The sequence below is a fragment of the Methyloparacoccus murrellii genome, from assembly GCF_054657115.1.
Genome location: NZ_BAAHXD010000005.1, coordinates 37,661 through 61,007, shown reverse-complemented (window position 1 = coordinate 61,007; position 23,347 = coordinate 37,661). Strand labels below are relative to the sequence as shown.

Sequence of the window (23,347 nt, the reverse complement as noted above, 5' to 3'; positions counted from 1 at the left end):
GGATATGTGACGCTCCGAGCGAGTGGCTCACCCCTCAGAGGAGAACGTCCGTGCGCTTAACGACCAAAGGCCGCTATGCCGTCACCGCCATGCTGGACTTGGCCTATCATAGCGAAAAAAAACCCGTGACCCTGACCGACATCGCCAAGCGTCAGGAAATCTCTCTCTCCTACCTGGAGCAGCTGTTTTCCCGTCTGCGCCGCTACGGCATGGTCGAGGGCGTCCGTGGTCCGGGCGGTGGCTATCAGCTGAGCCGCCGGGCGGAACAGATCAGCATCGCCGAGATCATTTCCGCCGTGGATGAAACCATCGACTCCACACGCTGCGGCGGCAAGGCCAATTGCCAGAGCTCCCAGCCCTGCCTGACCCATGACCTGTGGATGGGGCTGAGCGACCAGATTCGCCAGTATCTCGACTCGATCAGCCTGCACGACGTACTGATGCGCAAGAGCGTTCGCCAGGTGGCCGAGCGGCAGGATCAGCAGGTCTCGGGCCAGCGGGTCGAACTGCCGTTGCAGCGGGGCATCCGCAGCTGATGCCCGACGCATGGTCTACCTCGACCACAATGCCACCACCCCGCTCGACGAGCGCGTCCTGCAAGCCATGCTGCCCTACCTGCGCGGCTGCTATGGCAATCCCTCGGGGCTCTATCGCCTGGGCCGGCTGAGCCGCGGGGCGATCGATACCGCGCGCGACCAGGTCGCCGCGCTGGTCGGCGCCAGCGCGGAGCAGGTCATCTTCACCAGCGGCGGTACCGAGGCCAACAACCTGGCCATCAAGGGCCTGGCCGCCACGCTGGGGCGGGGCACGGTGATCGCGGGCGCGACCGAACACCCCGCCGTGACGGAACCGCTCGCGCACCTGGCCGGACATGGCTGGACCGTGCGCACCCTGGCGGTGACGCGGGACGGTCTGCCGGAGGCGGGCAGCTACTCGATTCTCCGGGAAAAACCACCGATTTTCGGCACGCTCATGCTGGCCAACAACGAGACCGGCGTGATCCTGGATACCGCCCCCCTCGCCGCGATCCTGCGGTCTGGCGGCGCCTGCCTGCATGTCGATGCGGTACAGGCGGCCGGCAAGATTCCGCTGGATTTCGCCGCCACCGGCGCCCATACCCTGACGTTGTCCTCGCACAAGCTGTATGGCCCCAAAGGCGTGGGCGCACTGGTTGTCGAACGCGGCGTCCCGCTCGAGCCGCTGCTGCATGGCGGCGGACAGGAACGGGGCCTGCGCGGCGGCACCGAGAATGTGGCGGGAATCGTGGGTTTCGGCAAGGCGGCGGAACTGGCACGGCTGGAACTGGACGAGCGTGGCCAGCAAACCCGCCGGCTGCGCAAGCACCTGGAGCAGGGCTTGAAATCCCTGCCGGGGCTGACCATTTTCGCGGCACAAGCGCCACGGTTGCCCAACACCGTGCAGTTCAGCCTGGCGGGCTATCAGGGCGAATCCCTGGTCATGCATCTGGACCGGCGCGGCTTCGCGGTTTCCAGCGGTTCCGCCTGCGCCAGCGGCGGCAACGAACCCAGCCCGGTGCTGACCGCCATGGGGGTGGATGCCGAAACCGCCCTGGGCGCCGTCCGCATCAGCCTGGGGCACGGCAATCGCGCGGAGGACGTGGACCGGTTGCTGGACGCCCTTCGCGACCTTTTACCCACTCAGTGAATCGTCCGCGGTACCCGACCCGACGATTCCTCACACATCAAGGAGATCATCATGTCCATTACGCTTACCGAAAGCGCGGCCCGGCAGGTTGCCAAGCAGCTGCAGAAACGCGGCACCGGGCTGGGCCTGCGCCTCGGCGTCAAGAAGTCCGGTTGCACGGGGTTTGCCTATGTCGTCGACTATGCCGACGCCGCCGGGGACGAGGATGAAATCTTCGAGCAGCATGGCGTCAAGGTCGTGGTTCACCGGGATACCCTGCCCTACCTCGATGGCATGACGGTCGATTTCCGCCGCGAGGGCATCAGTGAGGCCTTCAGATTCGACAACCCCAACGTCAAGGCGGAGTGCGGTTGTGGGGAAAGCTTCGCGGTATAGTGGCCGCCGAGAGGGACAAGGGCGGGATTCGGGCAAAACCCGGCGGAAACGGGCGAAAACGTCGCCTGGCCGGAACGGCAGGATTCTGGCAGGGACTAGCTCGCACGGTAGTGGTGGAGTGACTGCCGGGCTGATGTACGGGGGACACATGAGCACGGGGTGTGCGAGCTAGTGGCGTAAAGGTAGCCCCCCGGGCCAAGACTGTCAACAAGTATTGATTCAATACATTCCTGCCCGGGGACTTGACTGCCCTCTCCAGCCAGCAATCCAAAACAGGCCAGGGCCTCGCCTGACGGCACGCATGTTGACGTAGGACATGAGGCCCCTCCATCAGGGCGGGGCTCTTGTGTTGTCCGCCGCGATCACCCCGGCTCACGCGCCGGGGGAGCGGGCGGCCGATACGCGCCCATCAACGCGGATGAACGAGCCGGTATCGGCCAGCCCTCGCAGAATCACCTTCAATACTGATCGTTCAGGTAGCGGATCAGGTCGGTCGACGTCACGATGCCGGCCAGCTGGTCGTCTGCATCGACCACCGGCAACGAGTGGAATTCGCCCTTGGCCAGCAATTCCGACGCCTCCCGCACGCTCGCGGTGACGGGCAGGGTCACCAGCCGCGTGGACATGATCGCCCGGATGTCGAACTGTTGGTCGATGATCGCATCGATGGTCCGCTCGTCGGCACCGCTGATCACGAAGTTCAGCTTCATCATGTCGGTGAAGCTCACCAGACCCACCAGTTTTCTGCCCTCCAATACCGGAACATGATGAATGTTCCCCTCCGCCATGAGGTGGCGGACTTCACTGAGCTTCTGGCCTGCCTGAATGGCAACGACATCGGAGGACATGATCTTGGCGATCGGTTCGTTTTTCTTCATGGAGACTCGTCTATGGGTGGATGGGATGAAATCGGCGCCCCGGCGGCAAAGACATCCGTCCCGCTCTGCCCGCTTGCGCCTCAGTCATTCTTTAGCCCATCACGAGCGAGGGCACAAAAGGCGGTGAGGGAAAAAATGCCCGGGCGAGGCGTCCCGGGCACTGAGCCGAATGCCATGCCGAGACGGCGGCGGGGCCGTCATCGCCAGCCGGAAATGCAGTAAATTCCTCTCCAGACACAGCATCGAATCCCGACCACGAACCACAGGGAGCCCCGTCATGATCGATCCGCGCACGCATCCCGGTCTTCGGGCCGCCGGACAGGCCGCTCTCCTGACCGGGTTCCTCCTGGCAACACCGAGCTTCGGAGCCAACACCCTGCAATTGACCTCCACCGCCTTCCTCGACCAGGGCGACATCCCCGTCCTCCATACCTGCGAGGGGCGCGATCTCTCGCCACCCTTGCAGTGGCAGGGTATCCCCGGCGGCACGCAAAGTCTGGCGCTGATCGTCGAGGATCCGGATGCCCCGGACCCGGCCGCCCCCCGGATGACCTGGGTGCACTGGGTGCTCTACAACTTGCCGGTCTCGACCGGAGGGCTGGCGGAAGCCCTCACCGCAGCCACCCTGCCGGCGGGGGCACGCGAAGGGCTGAACGACTGGCAGCGTACCGGCTACGGCGGTCCCTGCCCGCCCATCGGCCGGCACCGCTATTTCCACACGCTCTATGCCTTGGATACGGTCTTGCCCGACCTGCACCATCCCAGCAAGGCGGCGCTCGCAAAGGCGATGGCAGGGCATGTTCTCGGGGTAGCCACCCTGGTCGGAACCTACCGGAAAAGCCGCTGAACCCGTCTTCCAACCGCCCATGGTGATAGCAATGGAATCGGCCTGTTGTCGCCGCGCAGGACGCCCCGAGCATCCGCCATCGTCCCGTTCCAGACCCGCGAGAGAGCCCCCATGAACAGAAACAACACCGCCGGCCAGCGCCGGTCACCCGTCCTGGCCAGCCTGCTGGCCGGCGCGAGCCTGCTGCTCGCGGGCGCCAACCCGGCGCATGCGCAGAGAGAGCGCAGCGTTACGGTATTCCACCAGGGCGTAGCCATGACCTACGTACCGGTGAATCGCGCCGGCCCCGCCGCACTGGGCGATCTGCGGGTCGCCAAGGCCCAGCTGACCGACCGGAGGGGCGCGAAGATCGGCGAAATGCACGGCACGCTGACCACCACGGCCATGGATACACCCAGGCCGGGCGATGAAATCCGCCAGGCGAACCTGGTGTTCCAGATCGGACGCGAACAGGACCAGATCGTCGTTGGCGGCCAGAGCCGCTACCCCGCCGACAGCGCCACCATCGGCGCGGACAGCAGCGCCATCCGTCCCATCCTGGGCGGAGCGGGCCGCTTTGCCGGTGCGCATGGCTGGGCCAGAACCTTCCATTTCGCGGACGGCGCCTGGAAGCATGTCTTCCATCTGCGCCCGTGATGAGCTCACCACAGCGCTCGTCGCTTTCCAGGGAAACGGGCAACCGGAAGAACCTGCCTCAGAACGGGCAGGGCGAGCGGAAGACCAGCGGCTCGCCGCTGGCCGGGTGGGCAAAACCGAGCGCACAGGCATGCAGGCGCAGGCGCCCGGCCGAGTGCGGATCGCCGTAGATGGGATCACCCAGGATCGGGTGGCCCAGGGCCGCGAGATGCACCCGCAGCTGATGCGATCTCCCGGTCCGCGGCCTGAGCTCGAGCCGACACCAACCATCGTGACTGTCCAGGCGCCGCCATTCGGTATGGCAAGGCCTGCCGCAAGGATCGGCCCGGTAGCGGGGCGGCCGGTCGCCGCACTTGACCAGTGGCAGCCTGATCGCGCCCTGCGATCGTCCGGGAACACCGACGACATCGGCACAATAGACCTTGTCGATCCGGCGCTCGGCGAACAGGCGGCTCAAGGCCCGATGGAGTACGGGATCATGGGCCAGCAGCAACAGACCCGACGTATCGCGATCAAGCCGGTGCACCAACTGTAGCGTCGGCCAATACCGGCGCAGGCGGGTCAGCAGGGAATCGGCCAGATCGGGGCCACGCCCGGGCTGGCAGAGCAATCCCGAAGGCTTGTCGGCAACGATCAGGCCGCCCCCGACGTAGCGCACGCAGGGCGGCATGCCGGGCAGCATGGCGGTGACTGCCGGCACCACGCTCATGGCGCGACGGCATCGCGCGGCAACACCCCCTGACGGCTTACCGTCCGGGCAAAAGCTCCGGCACTCGCGGATTCATTCGACGCCCGGCAGGTCATAGCGCTCGACCGCAACAACATCCACCCTGATGCTCCGCCCGGAGAATCTCGATGAACCATATCCTGTCCTCACTGCTGATCATCATCCTGCTGGCCGTCGGCATCTATCTGCTGGCCGACCGCTGGCAGGACAGCGTACACATCTATGCCTCGGGCTGCGAAACGGAGTCGGGCACCGAGCTGCCCCGCGCGCTCTGCAAGGCGATCGTCAACTACCGCTACCAGAAGGACAATTGAGCGTCCGCGGCGGCATTGTCCACAAAATCTGTGGATAACGGTGTGGGCAATGCTGTGGATTGGCAGCATTCGCGGGAACCCCGTTGAATCGTCCAAAAATCCGACAGCGATATAAATCATTGATTTCACGTTACATCAAGCTCGCCAGAAGACGGTGATCAGGAACAATCAGCCTCCTGGGCTGATTGTGAATAGTTGTCCCTCCAAACCGTTTTCCGGCCACCGCGCCGCCCCCCGGGTCCAGCCATCGCACCCCATCGGCATCGGCGCTTGCGTCACTTCTAAATTTCGAATATTGTTGAATTATGGAAACAGAAACCGTCCTTGCCGCGCTCGCCGCCCTGGCCCAGGAAACCCGTCTGGCGATCTTTCGCCAGCTGGTGCAGGCCGGACCGGCGGGACTTACGGCGGGAAAAATCGCCGAACAGCTCGCCGTGCCGCCGTCCTCGCTGTCCTTCCACCTGAAGGAGCTCAGCCATGCCGGGCTGGTCGCCTCGCGACAGAGCGGCCGGTTTGTCATCTACTGCGCCGACTTCGCCACCATGCACGGCGTCATCGGCTACCTGAGCGAAAACTGCTGCGGTGGCGCGCCCTGCGCCCCCGACGCTTCCAAGCCCTCCGGGAGGCCGTCATGAAACGCCTGCATCTACATGTCTCCGTCGATAACCTGGCCGAGAGCATCGCCTTCTACTCCGCGCTGTTCGGCGCCGAACCCGGCGTCTGCAAGCCGGATTACGCCAAATGGCTGCTGGACGATCCGCGCGTCAACTTCGCCATCTCGGCGCGCGGCGCCAAGCCCGGCCTCGACCATCTCGGCATCCAGGTCGAGTCCGACGCCGAACTGGAAGAGATCAACACGCGCCTGGCCGGGGCAGCCCTGCCGGTCACCGAACAACGGGGCACCGCCTGCTGTTACGCGACGTCCGACAAGTACTGGACCGTCGATCCCAGCGGGCTGCCCTGGGAAGCCTTCCGTTCACTGACCGCGATCCCGGTCTTCGGCAAGGCGCCGCGCGACCTCGGCCAAGCGTCCCCCGCGAGCTGCTGCGCGCCAAAGCAGGGAGCCTGTCCATGAGCGCACGGCTCCACAACGTGCTGGTGCTCTGCACCGGCAACTCCTGCCGCAGCGTGATGGCAGAAGCCCTGCTGAACGCGCTCGGCCATGGCCGGGTAAGGGCCTACAGCGCCGGCAGCCATCCTCTCGGCCGCATCAACGACGACGCCCTGGCAACCCTGGCCCGGCATGGCCTGCCGACCGAGGGCTATCGCAGCCAGTCCTGGGAGGAATTCCGGGACACGCCGATCGACATCCTGATTTCCGTCTGCGACGCGGCGGGCGGCGAAGCCTGCCCGGCCTACCTGGGCACGGCGGTGCGGGGCCACTGGGGCGTCGCCGATCCCGGCCATGTGGAAGGCACCCCGGAGGCACGAATCGCCGCCTTCGATGCGACCTTTGCCACGCTGCAGCGACGCGTCGAAGCCATGCTGCACCTCCCGCTCGCCGAGCTGGGCCGCGAAGCCCTGGGCGCGGAGCTGAATCGCATCGGCCGCGACATCCGCTGACGCCCCGCGAGGCACCCATGAGCCTTGGCACGCCCCCCTATCGGGTCCTGCTCCTGTGCGCGGGCAACTCGGCGCGCAGCATCATGGCAGCAGCCCTGCTCAACCATCCGGGACAGGATCGCTTCATCGCGCGCAGCGCCGGCAGCCAACCGACCGGCCGGGTCGATCGGCGCGCGCTGGCCACCCTGGCCCGGCACGGCATTCCGGTTCATGAGCCGCACCGCAAGCGCTGGGATGAATTCGCCACGCCCAGCGCCGCGGCGCTGGATTTCGTCATCACCGTCTGCGACAACGCGGCCGGAGAAATCTGTCCCGCCCAACTGGCCATCGCCCGGGCCTTTGCCATCCTGGAGCGGCGGGTCGGACGGCATCCCGGGGGACTCGCACGCCTGGCCCCGGAACAGGCCGTGCGATCGATCGGCCATCCATGACCCGCACCAGAGCCCGGCGGAGGAACCCCATGTCCATCCAGGCAAAACCCGGGCAACCGCCGCAGAGCCGGATCGCGGCCCGGGCAGCGACCTCCCCGGCCAGACGCATGAGCGTTTTCGACCGCTACCTGACCCTCTGGGTGGGCCTGTGCATGCTGGCCGGAGTGCTGCTGGGCAGGCTGCTGCCGGAACCCGTCGCGGCACTGCGCGGGTTCGAACTCTCCCACATCAACCTGCCGCTCGCCGTCCTGATCTGGTTGATGATCTACCCGATGATGCTGAAGGTGGATTTCGCCGCGGTCATCGATGCCGGCCGCCATCCGCGCGGCCTGCTGATCACCCTGTTCGTCAACTGGCTGGTCAAGCCCTTCAGCATGGCGCTGCTGGGCTGGCTGTTCTTCAGGCAGCTGTTCCTGCCACTCATCGGGCCGGCAGCCGCCGACCAGTACATCGCCGGCGTGATCATCCTCGCCGCCGCGCCCTGCACCGCCATGGTGTTCGTATGGAGCTACCTGACCGACGGTGATCCCGGCTATACGCTGGTGCAGGTGGCGGTCAACGATCTCGTCATGCTGCTGGCCTTCGCGCCCATCGTCAGCTGGCTGGTCACCGGAGCGTCGGGCCTGGCCGTGCCCTTCGCAGTCCTGCTTCACTCGGTGCTGGTCTTCATCGTCGTCCCGCTCGCGGCGGGGATCCTGACACGCCGCGCGTTGCTGAAGCGGAAGGGCAAGGACTGGTTCGAGCACCAGTTCCTGCCGCGCCTGCACCCTGTCGCCCTCGGCGCCTTGCTGCTGACCCTGGCGCTGATCTTCGCCTTCCAGGCCGACAACCTCCTCGGGCGCTGGTTCCATGTTGTCCTCATCGCCATCCCGATCCTGATCCAGGTCTATTTCAATTCCTCGCTGGTCTACGGGCTGATGAAACTGTTCAAGGTCCGCCACGCCATCGCCGCGCCCGGCGCGCTGATCGGCGCCAGCAACTTCTTCGAACTGGCCGTGGCCACCGCCATCACGCTGTACGGGCCGGAATCCGGCGCCGCGCTGGCAACGGTCGTGGGCGTGCTGGTGGAGGTGCCTGTCATGCTGTCGGTCTGCGCCGCCTGCAACCGGACCCGGGGATGGTTCGAGGCTGCCTGAGGCGGGCGGCCTACAGCCAATCCTTGCCCTTCTTGCGCACCTGCTCGTAGAAGGCATCCATGACATCGACGAAGGATTCGTCCTTGTCCCAGAACGGCGGATAATCGCCACCCTTGCGGATGAGGATGCCGGCCACGGCCGCGGTGGCCGGGGGCTCGACACCGGCCGGCAGCCGGCGTTGGCCGCGCCAGAATCCGTGGGGAGAAACCGCGGCGGGCAGGGGCTGGGCCAGCGGGCGGGTGAAAAAGCTGGCCGCCGCGACCGGCTCGGCGGGCGCCTCGTCCAGCGCAGCGGCCAGGGCCGTGCCCAGCGGCGTGGCCTTGAGCCGGCGGATCAGGTCGGCACGGGACAGGCCGCGCAACTCGAACAACAGGAAGGGATCCTGATCCAGGCGAGCCGCCAGCAGGAAGTACAGCGCGGCCACGTGCTTGCAGGGATTCTCGACATCCGGGCAGGAACAGCCGCTGCGGATTTCCCGGTGGCTTTCCGGCAGCAGGCTGACGCCCAGCCCGGCCAGCGGCCGCTCGATCTCGTCCGGCATCTCGTTGAAGAGCAGCCGCGAGATATAGCCGGCGCGGCTGCCGATCAACCCCAGCGCTTCATCCCAGGCGGCGTGCGGCACCGGCTCGAACTGTAGCCAGGTATCGTACACGGGCACCTCGTGCATGCCGTAATAGGGGTTGATCTTGCCGCGCACCCGCGCCTCGACGCGGGTACCCTTCACCGCCCACTGGTCGATCCGCTGCCCGCTCAGGTACTGGCGCCCGCGCACCAGCCGGCTCGGCTCGGTGTAGGTTTCCAGCACATGCAGGAAGCGCTCGCCCCACCAGGTTTTTCCCATTTTGTGCATGTCTGTTTCCCGGGCTGCGCGACCTTCCCCTGGCATGGGGAACAATTATGTATGCGAAACCATCTTTGTTGACTGATTCGGTCGGGAATCCGGACCCGCTGGCCGGCTGCTCCTGCCAGGATTGTATCCGACAGGCCACGGCGACTGCGCCCGTCCGCCGTGGTGTTCCCCCCCAGAACACAAGACCAGGGACAACGATGACACGCCTGTTACCTCTCACCGCATGGTGGCTCCTGCTGGCCGGATTCTCCCTGCCCGTCGCCGCCGAAACGGCAACCGAGACACCCGCCGTGGACCTGACCGGCCACGCGGTCGGCTGGTTTGCCCTGTCGGCCTTCGCCCTCGCCTATGTCGTGGTCGTGCTTGAGGAAGTCATCGAACTGCGCAAGTCGAAGCCGATGATGCTGGCGGCCGCACTGATCTGGGTGGCGATCGCCATCAGCTACAAGCTGCTGGGGCAACCCGAGGTCGCGACCCGGGCGGTACGCCATGTGGTGCTGGAATACAGCGAGCTGCTCCTGTTCCTGATCGTCTCCATCGCCTACGTCAACGCCATGGACGAACGCGGCGTGTTCAACAGCCTGCGCGCCTGGCTGATCAACCTCGGCTTCAGCTACCGGCAGCTGTTCTGGGTCACCGGTGTCCTGGCCTTCTTCATCTCCTCGGTATCGAACAACATGACCACCGCCATGCTCATGTGCGCGGTGGTGATGGCGGTCGGCAAGGACGATCCGCGCTTCGTCGGCATTGCCTGCGTCAACACGGTGGTCGCGGCCAACGCCGGCGGCGCCTTCTGCCCGTTCGGCGACATCACGACCCTGATGGTCTGGCAGAAGGGCATCCTGGACTTCTGGGCCTTCTTCGCCCTTTTCATTCCGTCGCTGCTGAACTTCCTCATCCCGGCCGCGCTGATGCACTTCGCCGTTCCCAGGCGACGGCCGGCGCCCCTGGACACCCCGGTGACCCTGGAACGGGGCGCGCGACGCATCGTGCTGCTGTTCCTGCTGACCATCCTGACCGCCGTGCTGTTCGAGAACTATCTGAGCCTGCCGGCGGCGATCGGCATGATGGCCGGCTTCACCTACCTGCAATTCTTCTCCTATTTCATGCAGCTGACGCACCAGGAGGGCACGGACATGCCGGTCAGCCTGGGCGACACCGCGCATCACCCGGAACTGGAGACGACGACCACGGAGAAAGCCGGCGAGCGCGCGCCACGCTTCGACGTCTTTCACCAGCTGGCCTCGATGGAATGGGACACGCTGCTGTTCTTCTACGGCATCGTGCTCTGCGTCGGCGGCCTCAACTTCATCGGCTATCTGACGCTGGCCTCGCAGTTTCTCTACGGGGATCTCGGCGCCACCGGCGCCAACATCCTGGTTGGCCTGGTTTCGGCGCTGGTGGACAACATCCCGGTGGTGTACGCCATCCTCTCCATGAATCCGGACATGTCGCATGGTCAATGGCTGCTGGTGACCCTGACCGCCGGCGTCGGCGGCAGCCTGCTGTCGGTCGGCTCGGCGGCCGGGGTGGCGCTGATGGGCCAGGCCAAGGGTGCCTACACCTTCCTCACCCACCTCCGCTGGGCGCCGGCCATCCTGCTGGGTTACGCCAGCGCCATCGGCGCGCATTTCCTCATCAACGCCGGCAGCTTCTGACTCCAGTTGCCCGGCTGCGCCGCCTGTGGCACCCGCAGCGGCCGGCCGATACGGCTCAGGCTTCGGCCACGATCGGTTGGCCGGCCGCCGGGACCGAGGCCGGGGCGGGGAAGCGAACGGCGATGCATGCCCCGCCGCGGGGGCCGGTACCGATGGCCAGTTCGGCGCGATGGCGGTCGGCAATCTCCTTGACGATCGCCAGACCCAGACCGCAGCCGTCGCCGGGGCTGCCGGGAATGCGGTAGAAGCGCTCGGTAACCCGGCCGGCCTCGCTGGGCGGGATACCGGGCCCGGCGTCGGCGATGCCGAGTACGGGACCGGCGACCGCTGCCGTCACCGATACCTCGATGGCGCCCCGGCCGCCACCATAGCGCAGGGCGTTGTCCAGCAGGTTGCCGAGCAACTCGCGCAGAAGCAGGGCGTCGCCGTTGACCTCGACCGGACCGTCGGGCGCCTCGAGGGCCAGTTCCATGCCCCGTTCCAGCGCCCGCGGCACCCATTCCAGGCAGACCTCCCGAGCCAGGGCCGCCATGTCCAGCCGGGTAGGCTCGCGCTGGGCCTGGCGGGCGAATTCGGAATGCGCCAGCGCCAGCAGCTGCGAGCCCAGATGCGCGACCCGGTCGGCGGCGTGCTGGATATGCTCCAGCGCCGGTTGCAGGGTGGCCATGTCGCGCGCCCGCGCGGCGCGCTCCGCTTGCAGCTTCAGCCCCGCCAGCGGCGTACGCAACTGGTGCGCGGCGTTCTCGATGAAGCGCTGCTGACTGGCGAGGGCGCCGCCGAGCCGTTCCAGCAGGGCGTTGAGCCGATGCGTGAGCGAGCGCACCTCCAGCGGCACGTCGGCATCGGGAATCGGCGTCAGGTCGCGGGCGGAACGGCTGTCGATCAGTCGCGACAGGTCCGCCAGCGGCCGCAGCCCCAGCCTGACGCTGGTCCAGACATGGAACACGGTGATGCAGACCAGCAGCAACTGCGGCAACACCACGGCCAGCAGCATCTCCTCCAGCATGCCGCGCCGCTTGTGCAGGGTCTCGGCCACCGACACCACCACTTCCGCGCCGCTGACACCGGGCATGGCGACGACCGAAACCACGCGGACCTCCTCGCCCTGCATCAGGCGGTCGCTGAAATAGGGCTCCTCCGGCATCAGCTCGCGGAGATCCGGGCTGGGCAGGGCGCGGTCGCCGGCCATGAAACCGCTGGCGCGCGATTCGATCTTGAAGAAAGTCTTGTCCATGGCGTCCCAGCGGAACACCTCGACGGCGATCGGCGGCAACTCGAAGGTGATGCGGTCCCTGTAGCTCTTGACCTGCTGCGCCAGCGAGCGGGCGGAATCCAGCAGCCAGCGGTCGTAGGCCAGGTTGGCATAGTGCAGCGCCACGAAATAGGACACGGCGACATCCAGCAGCACAACCAGCAGCAGCGGCCCGCTGAGCCGCAGCAGCAGCTGCGTCCTAAGACTCTGCGCGCGACGCCGCATCGCCGTCCAGTTCGAGCAGATAGCCGAGGCCGCGCAGGGTGCGGATGCGGATGCCCGCCGGGGACAGCCGCCGGCGCAGGCGGTGGACGTAGACCTCGATGGCGTTGTCGGCCAGCTCGCCGGCGCCCACCGCCAGCCGCTGGGCGATGCGTTCCTTGCTGACCACGCGGCCCGCTTGCAGCATCAGCGCCTCCAGCACGCCATGCTCGCGCGAGGGCAGCAGCAGCGGCGCCTCCTGCAGGTGGAATTGGTGCTGGAAGCTGTCCAGCCGCAGCGGCCCCAAAGCCAGCGTCCGCCCATGGCCGCCGAGGCTGCGCCGCAAGAGGGCCTGTACCCGCGCCTCCAGCTCGCGCAGCTCGAAGGGTTTGATCATGTAGTCGTCGGCCCCCAGCTGCAAGCCGCCGATGCGGTCGTTGAGGCCATCGCGGGCGGTCAGGATCAACACCGGCAGGGTCGAGCGGCGCTGGCGCAGCTGGCTCAGCAGGTCGCGGCCATCGCCGTCCGGCAATCCCAGGTCGAGAATCATCAGGTCGTAGGCCTGGGTGCGGAGCGCGCTGTCGGCAAAGCTGAAGGTGGTTGCCAGCGTGACGTCGAAGCCGATCTCGGCCAGGCTGTGCTGCAAGCCGTCGGCGAGGGCCGCGTCATCTTCGACCAAAAGTATTTTCATGCACGCGGTTATGAAAGGTTCATGTAAGGTTTCGGCGCTACCATGCGCGGCTGCCGGCCCCGGTTGGGCCAGGCGCCGGAGGATCGGGAAACCCGCCCGGAGGCCCGGCTAGCATACCCAAATCCTCCCGAGCAGGTGATCGCCGATCATGAGTCTCCCGCCCCCCTCACCGCCCCGCGACATCCGGCTGGACTTCATCCGCGGCCTGGCGCTGCTGGTGATCTTCGTCAATCACATGCCGAACAATGCGGGCCAGTTCTTCACCCTGTCGCGCTACGGCTGGAGCGATGCCGCCGAGGTGTTCGTGTTCTGCTCGGGCTTCGTGTCGGCCCGGGTGTTCGGGCAGGCCTTCGCGCGCTCCGGGCTGTGGCCGGGCACGGCCCGGGTACTGCAACGCTGCGTGCAGATCTATGCCGCACACCTGGGACTGTTCGGCGCGCTGGCGCTGAGCTGCCTGATCGGCAATGCCCTGTTCCCGCCGCACGACTACATCCAGCAGCTCAACATCCGCTTCTTCTTCGAGCAGACGCACGAGGCGCTGCCAGCGCTGGTGACGCTGCGCTACCTGCCCAACGGCATCGACATCCTGCCGATGTACCTGGTGCTGCTGCTGTGGACGCCGGTGTTCTGGGCGCTGTCGGAACTCAGCCGCGCGCTGGCCGTGGCCGCCTCGCTTGCCCTATATCTCGCCACCTACCGCTTCAACCTGGAACTGTCGGCGGAGCCAGCCACCACCCGTGGCTGGTTCTTCAACCCCTTCGCCTGGCAACTGGTGTTCTTCGGCGGCTACCTGCTGGGCGCCGGCTGGATCCGCATCCGCCTGCGACAGCGCTGGCCGCTGCGGCTGAGCCTGGCGCTGGTGCTGCTAGCGGCGCCGTTTGCCCACGAAGCCCTGCTGCGGCCGTTCGCCTGGATGGCCGGACTGCACGAACTGATTGAGCCCTGGTACGACAAAACCCGCCTTGGCCCCCTGCGCCTGCTGCACTTCGCGGCGCTGGGCTATCTGGTCGCCTCGTGGCTGGCCCGCTCCGGGGCCTGGCTGGAGCGCCCCCTGGCCAGGCAGATTCGGATGCTGGGACAGCAGTCCCTCGCCATCTTCGCGCTGGGTCTGCTGCTGTCGCGCATGGGCGGCATGCTGCTCGACCAGACCGGCCATAGCTGGCTGCCACTGCTGGCTGTCAATGTCGGTGGCCTGGCCCTGCTGCTGGGCCTGGGCCAGCTGCTGGCCTGGCTGGACGGAAAACCCTGGAAACACCCGGCCCGGATGCAGCCCGCCAGACTGGCGGGCAGCTTCTTCGATCTGGATACCTTCCGGCGCGCATGCCTGCGCCCGCTGGCACTGGTGCTGATGCTGCTGCCGCTGGCGGCGACGCCCTTCCTGCTGCCCAAGAAACCGGCGCCGCCATCGGCCAGCGAGGAGCCCTGGCTGGGCGCGGAACCCACCCTGGATGTGCCGACGCACGACCTGCGGGCGGCCGCCGACCGGCCGCGGCCGGTACCGGGAACTCGCGGGGCACCGGGCCGGCTGGCCCGGCTCGGGCTGGATCACTGAGACTGGCGACCCGATGAGCGAGACCGGCTTTCTCGACCGCAGCCTGCTCCTGGACGAGCGCCTGTACCGTTACCAGCTGTTTCGTCCGCGTGGCGAGCCGCCGGCGGCCGGCTGGCCGGTGATCCTGTTCCTGCACGGCGCCGGCGAGCGCGGTCGTGACGGCATCCTGCCCACCCAGATCGGTCTGGGCGCGGCGATACGCCGGCATCCCGACCGGTTTCCCTGCCTGGCCGTGTTTCCCCAGATCAGCGGCGGCCGCTGCTGGAGCCGGCCTGACATGGCCGCACTGGCCATGGCCTGCCTGGAGAAAACCTGCCGCGAGGAAACCGTGGATCCGGCGCGGCGCTATCTGACCGGCCTGTCCATGGGCGGCACCGGTGTCTGGTATCTGGGCGCCCGCCACCGAGACGTCTTCGCCGCGCTGGTGCCGGTCTGCGGCGGCGTCCATTACCCCGCCGCCGCCAGCGGCAGCCCCGATTCGGGAGAGAACCAGGCGATCTACCTGGCCCGGGCCGAAGCCATCGTGCCGACACCGGTGTGGGCCTTTCACGGCGCCCTCGACGAGGTGGTGCACCCGGGCTTCACCCGCGGCATGGCGGCGGCGCTGACGGCCTGCGGCCACCCGCCCCGGCACACGGAATATCCGGATGTCGGCCACGATGCCTGGGATGTCGCCTATCAGGAGCCGGCGCTCTGGCGCTGGCTGTTCGCCCAGCGGCGCTAGGCGCTTCATGATGTCTGGCGGGCGCCCACCGCGCCTTCAGGCGTCGCCGCCGGCATGACCGCCTTTTCATTGAATTCACCCCAGGGCAAGGCGCTCCTGGCCCTGGCCCGGGACGGCGACTACGCCCATCCGGGAGAGGCGGAAACCATCCGGCTCGCCTGCGCCGGGCTCGCGCGCCAGGACAGCCATCGCCTGCTGGACGTGGGCTGCGGCCGCGGGGGCACCGCCGCCTAGTTCCAGGCACGGGGCTGGGGCACGGTCACCGGCGTCGATCTCGATGCCCAATCCATCGCCTTCGCCCGCCAGCGCTATCCGTCGGTGCACTTCCTGGCCGGCGACGCCACCCGGCTGGATACGCTGGGGCTCCCGCCCTTCGACCTCGTCTACCTGTTCACCGGCCTGTATGCCTTTGCCGACCAGCCGGCCGCCCTGCGGCAGATGCGCCAGGTCTGCCGGCCCGGCGGCAGGCTGCTGATGGTCGAATACACGCGCCCGCTTGCCGCCCCGCTGCCGCCCGGGCTCGGCACGGAAATCGGCCAGCCGCTGGTGCCCGCGAAGCTGGCCGGGGTTCTGGCGGCGGCGGGCTGGCAGCTGGAGAGCCTGGAGGACTGGACGCCGCACTTCATCCGCTGGTACGCGAACCTGCTGCAACGCTTCCACGACCGGAAAGCCGGGATGCTGGCGCTGGCAGGCGCGGAGGCCCATGGCTTCGTCACGCGCTGGTATGCCGAGTTGCTGGCAGCACTGCAATCCGGACAGCTGGGCGGGGCGCGCATCCTCGCCCGCGCGGGGCCCTGCATGCCAGCCGCCGGTTACGCCCCGGCCCGCGCCGTGTAAAAATCCGCGCTCACCATTACGCCATCCCGCCTGCGACCCGGAGCCCGCGCATGACCGCCACCGCCGACCACCTTCCGCCCCTGGACATCGTCGAACATGACACCACCCTGGTGGTGCGCCTCGCCGGGCGTCTCGACAGCACCGTCTGCGCCGAGCTTCACCAGCCGCTGCTCGACCGCATCACGGCGGCCGGCAAGGCGGTGGTGCTGGACATGGAGGACGTCGCGTTCGTCGCCTCCGCCTTCCTGCGGCTGTGCATCCTGGCGGCGAAAACGGTCGGCAGCGGCCGCATCCGCATGATCAACGTCAGTCCGCTGCTGAAGAAGGTATTCAAGATTGCCGGACTGGACCGGCAGATTGCCATGACGGCGGGTTCGTTCAACCCGGTGCAGCCCACCCACGAACCGGTCTATCCGGTGTCCAGAGACGCCGAGGCCGGCGCGCTGATCACGGCCGAGCGCTATCAGGCGCTGTATGCGCGCTCGCTGGCCGACCCGGACGGATTCTGGGCCGATCTGGCCGGCGAATTCCTGCACTGGGACTACCCCTGGGATCGGGTCAGCCAGTGGGATTTCAGGACCGCCCGGATCGCGTGGTTCCAGGGCGGGCGACTGAATGCCAGCGTCAACTGCCTGGACCGCCACCTGGCCGAGCGCGGCGACCAGGTCGCCCTGCTCTGGGAAGGCGACGAACCGGACCAGCAGCGCCGGCTGACCTATCGCGAACTGCACGAGCAGGTCTGCCGCTTCGCCAACGTGCTGAAGGCGCAGGGCGTGCGGCGCGGCGACCGGGTGTGCCTGTACCTGCCGATGATTCCCGAGGGCGCCGTGGCCATGCTGGCCTGCGCCCGCATCGGCGCCGTGCACAGCGTGGTGTTCGGCGGCTTCTCCGCCGAGGCGCTGAAGGACCGCATCCTCGACGCCGGCTGCCGGCATGTGGTCACCGCCGACGAGGGCCGCCGCGGCGGCCGGCGCGTGCCGCTGAAACAGAACGTGGACGAGGCCCTGAGCGCCTGTCCCGACGTCGGGAGCGTCATAGTGGTGCGGCACACCGGCGCGGAAACCGGCTGGATGGCAGGCCGCGACCACGACTACCATGCGCTGGTCGAGGCTGCCGACCCGGTGTGCCCGCCGGAATCGATGGATGCCGAGGACCCGCTGTTCATCCTCTACACCTCCGGCTCCACCGGCCAGCCCAAGGGCGTGCTGCACAGCACCGGCGGCTACCTGCTGTACACCGCCGTCACCCACCGCTACGTGTTCGACTATCACGACGGCGAGATCTACTGGTGCACGGCCGATCTGGGCTGGGTCACCGGACACAGCTACGTGGTTTACGGGCCGCTCTGCAACGGCGCCACCACGCTGATGTTCGAAGGCGTGCCGACCTGGCCGGATGCCAGCCGCTTCTGGCGGGTGATCGAGAAGTACCGGGTCCATCTGTTCTACACCGCACCGACCGCCATCCGCGCCCTGATGGGCCTCGGCAACCGCTGGGTGCACACGGCCGACATCGGCAGCCTGCGCCTGCTTGGCTCGGTGGGCGAACCGATCAACCCGGAAGCCTGGGCCTGGTACTACCACGTCATCGGCGACTCGCGCTGCCCCATCGTCGACACCTGGTGGCAAACCGAAACCGGCGGCATCATGATCACGCCGCTGGCCGGCGTCACCGACCTCAAGCCCGGCTCCGCGGCCCTGCCGTTCTTCGGCGTGCGGCCCGCGCTGCTGGACGAGGCAGGCAACCCGGTGGAGGGGCCCGGCGAGGGCGTGCTGGTGCTGACGGCCTCCTGGCCCGGCCAGGCGCGGACGGTCCATGGCGATCCGCAGCGCTTCTTCGACACCTACTTCGCCCCCTACCCCGGCTACTACTTCACCGGCGACGGCGCGCGGCGGGACGAGGACGGCTACTACTGGATCACCGGGCGGGTCGACGACGTCATCAACATCGCCGGCCACCGGCTGGGCACGGCGGAGATCGAAAGCGCCCTGGTCCTGCACCCGCAGGTGGCGGAGGCCGCCGTGGTCGGCTATCCGCACCCGATCAAGGGACAGGGCATCTACGCCTACGTCACCCTGACCGCCGATGCCGCGCCGGGCGAGGGCCTGCGCCACGACCTGATCGAGCTGGTCCGGCACGAGATCGGCGCCATCGCCGCGCCGGGCGTCATCCAGTGGACGCCGGCCCTGCCGAAAACCCGTTCCGGCAAGATCATGCGCCGCATCCTGCGCAAGATCGCGGCGGACGAGATCGACCAGCTGGGCGACATCTCCACCCTCGCCGACGCGGCCGTGGTGGAACAGATCATCCGCGACAGACCACGGGCCGGGGCGGGCGTCGCCTGAGCCTCAGCCGCCATGCCGGTGGAGCGTGGCCTGCCAGCTGATGACATGCGGCAGGGGAATGATGTCCTCCAGCCGGCCCAGGATCGCGGCGACCCGCTCCGGTTCATCGTAGAACTCGACGATCAGCGGCAGATCCAGCGACAGGTCCACCAGCGAGGCGGTGTGCAGGCGCCCGTCCGGGCCGAAGCCGGCGATGCCGCGCAGCACGGTGACCCCGGCCACCTTTTCCTGAGCGTGGAGAAAGTCCAGCACCTTGGCGAGCCGATGCTCGCCCTCGCGGAGGTAGATCCGCGCTACCGTGACGGCGTGAGTTGCCATAGCCAGTTACCCAGTTGCGAGGCCAGCCACAGCAGTGTCGCGGCAGCGAGGCCATTGAGCATGAAAATGGAAAAGAGTCCGCCCAGCTCCAGAGGCACGTCGCCGAGCCGCAGCGCCATCCACAGGGTCGCGGCCACCGTGGCCAGACCGAGCAGCAGGATCAGCATGACCGCGCGACCGGTCGGCGGCCAGCCGAAATGGTGGAAGGCCAGGGTGGCGAGCAGGGCCAGCGCGAACAGCACGCCGCCCCCGAGCAGCAGCCCCAGCCAGGCCAAGCCCTGGGCCGTCCAGGCCGGCGACATGCCGGTGAACAGGGTCCGCGCCCAGACGATGCCGATCCACACCGCCAGCACGCAGAGCAGCGGGCTGAGCACGAGATTGAGGATGGCCTTGAGATAGCCGCCCTGGTTGATCAGGTGGAGGCTCTCCAGCGCAAAGGTCGAGAAGGTGGTGAAGGCGCCGAGGAAGCCGACCAGCACCGCGGCCCGGACCTCTGCCGCCACCGGGAAGCGTTGCAGCATCAGTTCGGCCAGGAGGCCCATCAGGAACGAGCCGGCAACATTGACGAACAGGGTGCCGAGCGGAAAGCCCCGACCCAGCCAGGCATAGATGCCGTTGGCGGCCAGAAACCGGGCGACCGCGCCCAGCGAACCGCCGATGGCGATGGCGAGCAGCTGGTTCATGCCGTCACCCCGGCAACGCCCGGGGCGGTTTTCATGCCGGCGCCGTGGCGGCACGGCTGCGCGGCGATCGGCGGGATGTCGACAAACATGAGGGAGCCCCCGGAGTCGGCCACACGAACGGGCGGCACTACGGCCATGCCGACGCCGCGAAGGCCGGCTGTCCGGCCCGGGATGCCATCATCCACGCCGCCACCGCGCATGGCAACTGCCGGCACCACCGCATCGCCACCTCACTCCAGCACCTCCATCCGGTTCAGGGCGATCAGCTGCTTGAAGGTCTCGTTGTCGAGCTGGGTGAGCCAGGATTCGTCGTTGCCGACGATCAGCGAGGCCACCTGCTTCTTTTCCTCGATCAGCTTGTCGATGCGCTCCTCCAGCGTGCCCAGGGTGATGAACTTGTGCACGAAAACGTTCTTGCGCTGGCCGATGCGGAAGGCGCGGTCGGTGGCCTGATCCTCCACCGCCGGATTCCACCAGCGGTCGAAGTGGAACACATGGTTGGCCTTGGTCAGGGTGATGCCGACGCCGCCGGCGCGCAGCGACAGCAGGAACACGCCGGGACCGGTCTCGGGGTCCTGGAACTCGGCGATCATGCGCTCGCGCCTGGCCGCCGGCACCGCGCCATGCAGGTAGAACACCGGGCAATCGAGCTGTTCGCGCAGATGCCTTTCCAGCTGGCCGCCGACCTCGGCGAACTGGGTGAAGACCAGCGCGCTCTCGCCCTCGGCGATGACGTCGCCGAGCATGTCGCACAGCCGCGCCAACTTGGGCGAGCGGTCGCTGGCGAAGACACTGCCATCGTGCAGGAACTGGGCGGGGTGGTTGCAGATCTGCTTGAGCCGGGTCAGCGTCGAGAGGATCAGCCCCTGCCGATTGATGCCGTCGGCGGCGCCGAGACGCTGCTCGACATCGCGGACCACGGCCTCGTACAGCGACGCCTGCTCCTTGCCGAGGTTGCAGAACTGGCGGTTCTCCAGCTTATCGGGCAGGTCGCGGATGATGTCGGGATCGGTCTTGACCCGGCGCAGCACGAACGGCTCGATCAGGCGCTTGAGCATCTCGGCGCGGCGCGGGTCGTTGTCGCGCTGGATCGGCAGCTCGTAGCGCTGGCGGAACTGCGACTGCTTGCCGAGATAGCCGGGATTGAGGAAATTGAAGATCGACCAGAGATCCAGCAGGCGGTTTTCCACCGGCGTGCCGGTCAGCGCCAGGCGGTGCTCGGCGCCGAGCTTGAGCACCGCCTTGCTCTGCGCCGAGGCCGGATTCTTGATGTTCTGCGCCTCGTCCAGCACCACCCGCCGCCAGCGGATGGTGGAGAGGATCTTCTCGTCGCGCCGCGCCAGGGCGTAGGACGTGATGACGACATCGCTGGCCAGGCAGGCGCTGGCGAAGGCCTCGGCATCGCGCACCCGCACCGTGCCGTGGTGGATGAAGGCCCGCAGGCCGGGGGCAAAGCGTTCGATCTCCTTGTGCCAGTTGCCGATGACCGAGGTCGGCGCGACCAGCAGGGTCGGCGCCAGACCATGGCCCGGCGCCCGTTCCTGCACCAGCCGGGCCAGTACCTGCACGGTCTTGCCAAGGCCCATGTCGTCGGCCAGACAGCCGTTCAGGCCCAGGCTTTCGAGGAAGGCCACCCAGGCCAGGCCGCGCTTCTGGTAGTCGCGCAGCTGCGCCGCGAGGCCCGGCGGGTTGTCGGCCGGTTCCAGGCGGCTGTGATCGCGCAGCTTGCCCAGCATCTCGGCCAGGGCGTGGCGGGGATCGATCTCGAAGAAATCGGCATCCTCGGCCGACTTGCGCATCAGCTCCGGCAGGCTCATACCGGTTTCGTCGTCGCGGTGGCGGCGCCAGAACTCCAGCATCTCGCGCATCTTCTCCCGGTCCAGCGCCAGCCAGCGGCCGCGGAACCGCACCAGCGGCGACTTGCTTTCCACCAGGCCGGCCCATTCCGCCTCGTCCACGGTCTCGTCGCCGAGGGCCAGATCGTAGCGATAGGCCATAAGATTCTGGAGATCCAGGCTGTTGCGGCGATCCGCGCCGGACAGCGAGCGGCCGCCGGCCTGCAGCCGGATCTTGGCCCGGCGGCGCCCCTGCGGCGTCCACCAGGCCGGTACCAGCACGATGAAGCCGGCATCCTCCAGAACCCAGGCATCCCGCTGCAGGAAGCCAAAAGCCTCCTCGAGACCGAGGTCGATGCCGGAGGGCTGGGCCTCGTCCAGCCCTTCCCACAAGGGTGGATAGATGCGCGCCGCCTGCCCCATGGCCAGCAGCAGCCGCTGCTCGAAGTCCTCGCCGCAGCGGGTGGCGAAGAAGCCCCGCGCCCGCTCGTCCAGCGCCCAGTACTGCGCCAGGGTAATCTGCAGGGACGGGTCCTGGCGCGGCGCCACCAGCATGTCCAGGCGCCAGGACGCCTGCTCGGTCTCCGCTTCGCGCAGCTGGAACAGCAGGCTGAAGGGCGCCTCGCCGCGCTGGCCGACCAGCTTGCGGCGCCAGGCCAGCCAGGCCTGGTAGACCGGCAGGCCCTCGCGGCTCTTCCAGGGCACCCGCGACTGCAATTCCTGCCGGGCGGCATCGACCAGGGTGCCGCGGATGCGGCGGTCGATCTTGGCCGAAGCCGAGGCCTGACCGACGATGCGCTGCACCAGCACCTCGGCGCAGTGCCGCAGCAGGCTGGTCTTCTCGTAGCAGCACCCGCCCAGCGTGGCGCAGGCGTCCGGCATCAGCTGCACCGCCTCGCGGATCAGCTGCTCGAACTCGTCGGCCACGATTTCCCAGCCACCGTGCAGCTCGTAGCCGCCGGCCGGGGTTTCCCGGTAGACCAGCCGGGGAATGTAGCGGTCGCGCAGGATCACCGCCTTGGCCGACTGGGTAAAGTAATGCCAGAACAGCAGATCACTGCCGGGCCGCGTCTCCGGCGTCCGGCAGAAGGCCAGGAAGCGCAGTTCGCCCAGCTGCGGCACCGGCCGCACCTGGCGGTAGGCGTCCACCCGCCAGGGCGAGAGGGGCGCGGGCGGCAGGGCCTCGTCCAGGCCGTGCTCGAACTCCGGCGCCGGCAGCGGCAAGCCGTCGACCGTCGGCAGGGCCAGGGTTTGCGGGAGGAAATGAAAGCGTCGCTCATAGGCGGACACGGACAGTTCCAGCGTGCCCTCGAGAAAGGCGATCAGCTCGCTCTTGGGCAGATGGCGCGGGTGCACTCCCGTTTCCCGGGACGCGCCGCGCAGCGTCTGGTCCTCCACCCAGACCCAGAAGTCGCCGGCCTGAATGAAGCCGTCCCCGTGCTCGGGTATCCATGAGCAATGCAGGACTTTCATGTCGCGAGTTTCACGCCGCCCAAAATCCCGCTATTGTAGCCCTTCAGGCGTGATGGCGGCCCGGTGCGGGCCCGCCGTGCGCCGCCGTTTTCCCAAACGTTTTCCTGAGGTTGCGCATGTGTCTCGCGGTACCGGGTCAAATCATCAGCCTGTCGGAGCCCGGGGCGGGCGAACCGCGGGGACGGGTCAGTTTCGGCGGCGCGCTCAAGGAGGTCAGCCTGGCCTTCACACCCGAGGCGGCGGTCGGCGACTACGTCATCGTCCATGCCGGCTGCGCCATTTCCCGGCTGGACGAGGACGAGGCCCGCGAGGCGCTGGCGGAATTCGCCGCCCTGGGGGCCCTGGAGCAGGCGTGA

General features: G+C 67.9%; 25 protein-coding genes and 1 pseudogene. 18 read left to right on the top strand and 8 right to left on the bottom strand.

Features of this window, described 5'->3' with window-relative positions:
* Positions 1-50 precede the first annotated feature (50 nt).
* Genes iscR through ACYQ1H_RS02365 form a run of 3 tightly spaced genes read left to right on the top strand, consistent with a single transcriptional unit; the run spans position 51 to position 2,040 of the window.
* The gene (gene iscR / locus ACYQ1H_RS02375; protein WP_460026453.1) at positions 51-536 is read left to right on the top strand and encodes a Fe-S cluster assembly transcriptional regulator IscR; all 486 of its coding nucleotides are present in this window, start codon (positions 51-53) and stop codon (positions 534-536) included.
* Between the two features lie 10 nt (positions 537-546).
* Positions 547-1,665 (top strand): cysteine desulfurase family protein, encoded by a 1,119-nt coding sequence (locus ACYQ1H_RS02370; protein ID WP_460026452.1) that lies wholly within the window; start codon positions 547-549, stop codon positions 1,663-1,665.
* 51 nt (positions 1,666-1,716) lie between these two features.
* The gene (locus ACYQ1H_RS02365) at positions 1,717-2,040 is read left to right on the top strand and encodes a HesB/IscA family protein (RefSeq protein WP_460026451.1); all 324 of its coding nucleotides are present in this window, start codon (positions 1,717-1,719) and stop codon (positions 2,038-2,040) included.
* A 458-nt stretch (positions 2,041-2,498) separates the two neighbouring features.
* Here ACYQ1H_RS02365 and ACYQ1H_RS02360 read toward each other — a convergent pair whose 3' ends face one another.
* Positions 2,499-2,918: a CBS domain-containing protein gene (locus ACYQ1H_RS02360; protein WP_460026450.1), complete on the bottom strand. Its 420-nt coding sequence runs from the start codon at positions 2,916-2,918 to the stop codon at positions 2,499-2,501.
* 277 nt (positions 2,919-3,195) lie between these two features.
* On the opposite strand from ACYQ1H_RS02360, the gene ACYQ1H_RS02355 reads away from it, so the two are divergent.
* Entirely contained in the window at positions 3,196-3,765 is a 570-nt protein-coding gene (locus ACYQ1H_RS02355) for a YbhB/YbcL family Raf kinase inhibitor-like protein (protein WP_460026449.1), read from the top strand.
* Between the two features lie 111 nt (positions 3,766-3,876).
* Positions 3,877-4,401, top strand: a complete 525-nt coding sequence (locus tag ACYQ1H_RS02350; protein ID WP_460026448.1) for a hypothetical protein — start codon at positions 3,877-3,879, stop codon at positions 4,399-4,401.
* A 58-nt stretch (positions 4,402-4,459) separates the two neighbouring features.
* Here ACYQ1H_RS02350 and ACYQ1H_RS02345 read toward each other — a convergent pair whose 3' ends face one another.
* Positions 4,460-5,110: an RluA family pseudouridine synthase gene (locus tag ACYQ1H_RS02345; protein ID WP_460026447.1), complete on the bottom strand. Its 651-nt coding sequence runs from the start codon at positions 5,108-5,110 to the stop codon at positions 4,460-4,462.
* A 146-nt stretch (positions 5,111-5,256) separates the two neighbouring features.
* Between ACYQ1H_RS02345 and ACYQ1H_RS02340 the strand changes: the two genes are divergently transcribed.
* The 6 genes from ACYQ1H_RS02340 to arsB all read left to right on the top strand — a co-directional run bounded on the left by ACYQ1H_RS02340 (position 5,257) and on the right by arsB (position 8,572).
* Positions 5,257-5,442: a hypothetical protein gene (locus ACYQ1H_RS02340; RefSeq protein ID WP_460026446.1), complete on the top strand. Its 186-nt coding sequence runs from the start codon at positions 5,257-5,259 to the stop codon at positions 5,440-5,442.
* 305 nt (positions 5,443-5,747) lie between these two features.
* Complete coding sequence (locus ACYQ1H_RS02335; protein WP_460026445.1) at positions 5,748-6,077, top strand: ArsR/SmtB family transcription factor; 330 nt, start codon at positions 5,748-5,750, stop codon at positions 6,075-6,077.
* Positions 6,074-6,517 (top strand): ArsI/CadI family heavy metal resistance metalloenzyme, encoded by a 444-nt coding sequence (locus ACYQ1H_RS02330; RefSeq protein ID WP_460026444.1) that lies wholly within the window; start codon positions 6,074-6,076, stop codon positions 6,515-6,517. The genes ACYQ1H_RS02335 and ACYQ1H_RS02330 overlap by 4 nt, the downstream gene beginning before the upstream one ends.
* Positions 6,514-7,005, top strand: coding sequence for an arsenate reductase ArsC (locus ACYQ1H_RS02325; protein ID WP_460026443.1), 492 nt, complete (start codon positions 6,514-6,516; stop codon positions 7,003-7,005). The genes ACYQ1H_RS02330 and ACYQ1H_RS02325 overlap by 4 nt, the downstream gene beginning before the upstream one ends.
* 17 nt (positions 7,006-7,022) lie before the next feature.
* The gene (locus tag ACYQ1H_RS02320; RefSeq protein WP_460026442.1) at positions 7,023-7,436 is read left to right on the top strand and encodes an arsenate reductase/protein-tyrosine-phosphatase family protein; all 414 of its coding nucleotides are present in this window, start codon (positions 7,023-7,025) and stop codon (positions 7,434-7,436) included.
* A 29-nt stretch (positions 7,437-7,465) separates the two neighbouring features.
* Positions 7,466-8,572 (top strand): ACR3 family arsenite efflux transporter, encoded by a 1,107-nt coding sequence (gene arsB, locus ACYQ1H_RS02315; protein WP_460026441.1) that lies wholly within the window; start codon positions 7,466-7,468, stop codon positions 8,570-8,572.
* Positions 8,573-8,582: 10 nt separating this feature from the next.
* Here arsB and ACYQ1H_RS02310 read toward each other — a convergent pair whose 3' ends face one another.
* Complete coding sequence (locus ACYQ1H_RS02310) at positions 8,583-9,422, bottom strand: SWIM zinc finger family protein (RefSeq protein ID WP_460026440.1); 840 nt, start codon at positions 9,420-9,422, stop codon at positions 8,583-8,585.
* A 197-nt stretch (positions 9,423-9,619) separates the two neighbouring features.
* Between ACYQ1H_RS02310 and nhaD the strand changes: the two genes are divergently transcribed.
* Positions 9,620-11,080, top strand: a complete 1,461-nt coding sequence (gene nhaD / locus ACYQ1H_RS02305; RefSeq protein WP_460026439.1) for a sodium:proton antiporter NhaD — start codon at positions 9,620-9,622, stop codon at positions 11,078-11,080.
* Between the two features lie 55 nt (positions 11,081-11,135).
* Here nhaD and ACYQ1H_RS02300 read toward each other — a convergent pair whose 3' ends face one another.
* Both ACYQ1H_RS02300 and ACYQ1H_RS02295 read right to left on the bottom strand, forming a co-directional pair.
* Positions 11,136-12,557, bottom strand: coding sequence for a sensor histidine kinase (locus ACYQ1H_RS02300; RefSeq protein WP_460026438.1), 1,422 nt, complete (start codon positions 12,555-12,557; stop codon positions 11,136-11,138).
* Positions 12,532-13,224, bottom strand: coding sequence for a response regulator (locus ACYQ1H_RS02295; protein WP_460026437.1), 693 nt, complete (start codon positions 13,222-13,224; stop codon positions 12,532-12,534). The genes ACYQ1H_RS02300 and ACYQ1H_RS02295 overlap by 26 nt, the downstream gene beginning before the upstream one ends.
* 148 nt (positions 13,225-13,372) lie before the next feature.
* On the opposite strand from ACYQ1H_RS02295, the gene ACYQ1H_RS02290 reads away from it, so the two are divergent.
* The 5 genes and pseudogenes from ACYQ1H_RS02290 (at position 13,373) to acs (ending at position 18,682) form a co-directional block, all read left to right on the top strand.
* Positions 13,373-14,776, top strand: a complete 1,404-nt coding sequence (locus ACYQ1H_RS02290) for an OpgC family protein (protein ID WP_460026436.1) — start codon at positions 13,373-13,375, stop codon at positions 14,774-14,776.
* 13 nt (positions 14,777-14,789) lie between these two features.
* Positions 14,790-15,500, top strand: coding sequence for a carboxylesterase family protein (locus ACYQ1H_RS02285; RefSeq protein WP_460026435.1), 711 nt, complete (start codon positions 14,790-14,792; stop codon positions 15,498-15,500).
* Positions 15,501-15,554: 54 nt separating this feature from the next.
* Positions 15,555-15,734 carry a class I SAM-dependent methyltransferase gene (locus ACYQ1H_RS02280; RefSeq protein WP_460026434.1) on the top strand — a complete coding sequence of 60 codons (180 nt, stop codon included), beginning with the start codon at positions 15,555-15,557 and terminating at the stop codon, positions 15,732-15,734.
* A gap of 15 nt (positions 15,735-15,749) precedes the next feature.
* Positions 15,750-16,337, top strand: a pseudogene (locus ACYQ1H_RS02275) (class I SAM-dependent methyltransferase); the annotation flags it as partial.
* Between the two features lie 50 nt (positions 16,338-16,387).
* Positions 16,388-18,682 (top strand): acetate--CoA ligase, encoded by a 2,295-nt coding sequence (gene acs / locus ACYQ1H_RS02270; RefSeq protein WP_460026433.1) that lies wholly within the window; start codon positions 16,388-16,390, stop codon positions 18,680-18,682.
* Between the two features lie 3 nt (positions 18,683-18,685).
* Here the strand turns inward: acs and ACYQ1H_RS02265 are convergent, their stop codons facing one another.
* The 3 genes from ACYQ1H_RS02265 to ACYQ1H_RS02255 form a co-directional block, all read right to left on the bottom strand.
* Positions 18,686-19,000, bottom strand: coding sequence for a DUF190 domain-containing protein (locus tag ACYQ1H_RS02265; protein WP_460026432.1), 315 nt, complete (start codon positions 18,998-19,000; stop codon positions 18,686-18,688).
* A complete protein-coding gene (gene crcB / locus ACYQ1H_RS02260) occupies positions 18,976-19,683 on the bottom strand; it encodes a fluoride efflux transporter CrcB (RefSeq protein WP_460026431.1) in 708 nt (235 codons plus the stop codon). The genes ACYQ1H_RS02265 and crcB overlap by 25 nt, the downstream gene beginning before the upstream one ends.
* 230 nt (positions 19,684-19,913) lie before the next feature.
* Positions 19,914-22,991 carry a DEAD/DEAH box helicase gene (locus ACYQ1H_RS02255; protein WP_460026430.1) on the bottom strand — a complete coding sequence of 1,026 codons (3,078 nt, stop codon included), beginning with the start codon at positions 22,989-22,991 and terminating at the stop codon, positions 19,914-19,916.
* A 116-nt stretch (positions 22,992-23,107) separates the two neighbouring features.
* Between ACYQ1H_RS02255 and ACYQ1H_RS02250 the strand changes: the two genes are divergently transcribed.
* Positions 23,108-23,347, top strand: coding sequence for a HypC/HybG/HupF family hydrogenase formation chaperone (locus tag ACYQ1H_RS02250; RefSeq protein ID WP_460026429.1), 240 nt, complete (start codon positions 23,108-23,110; stop codon positions 23,345-23,347).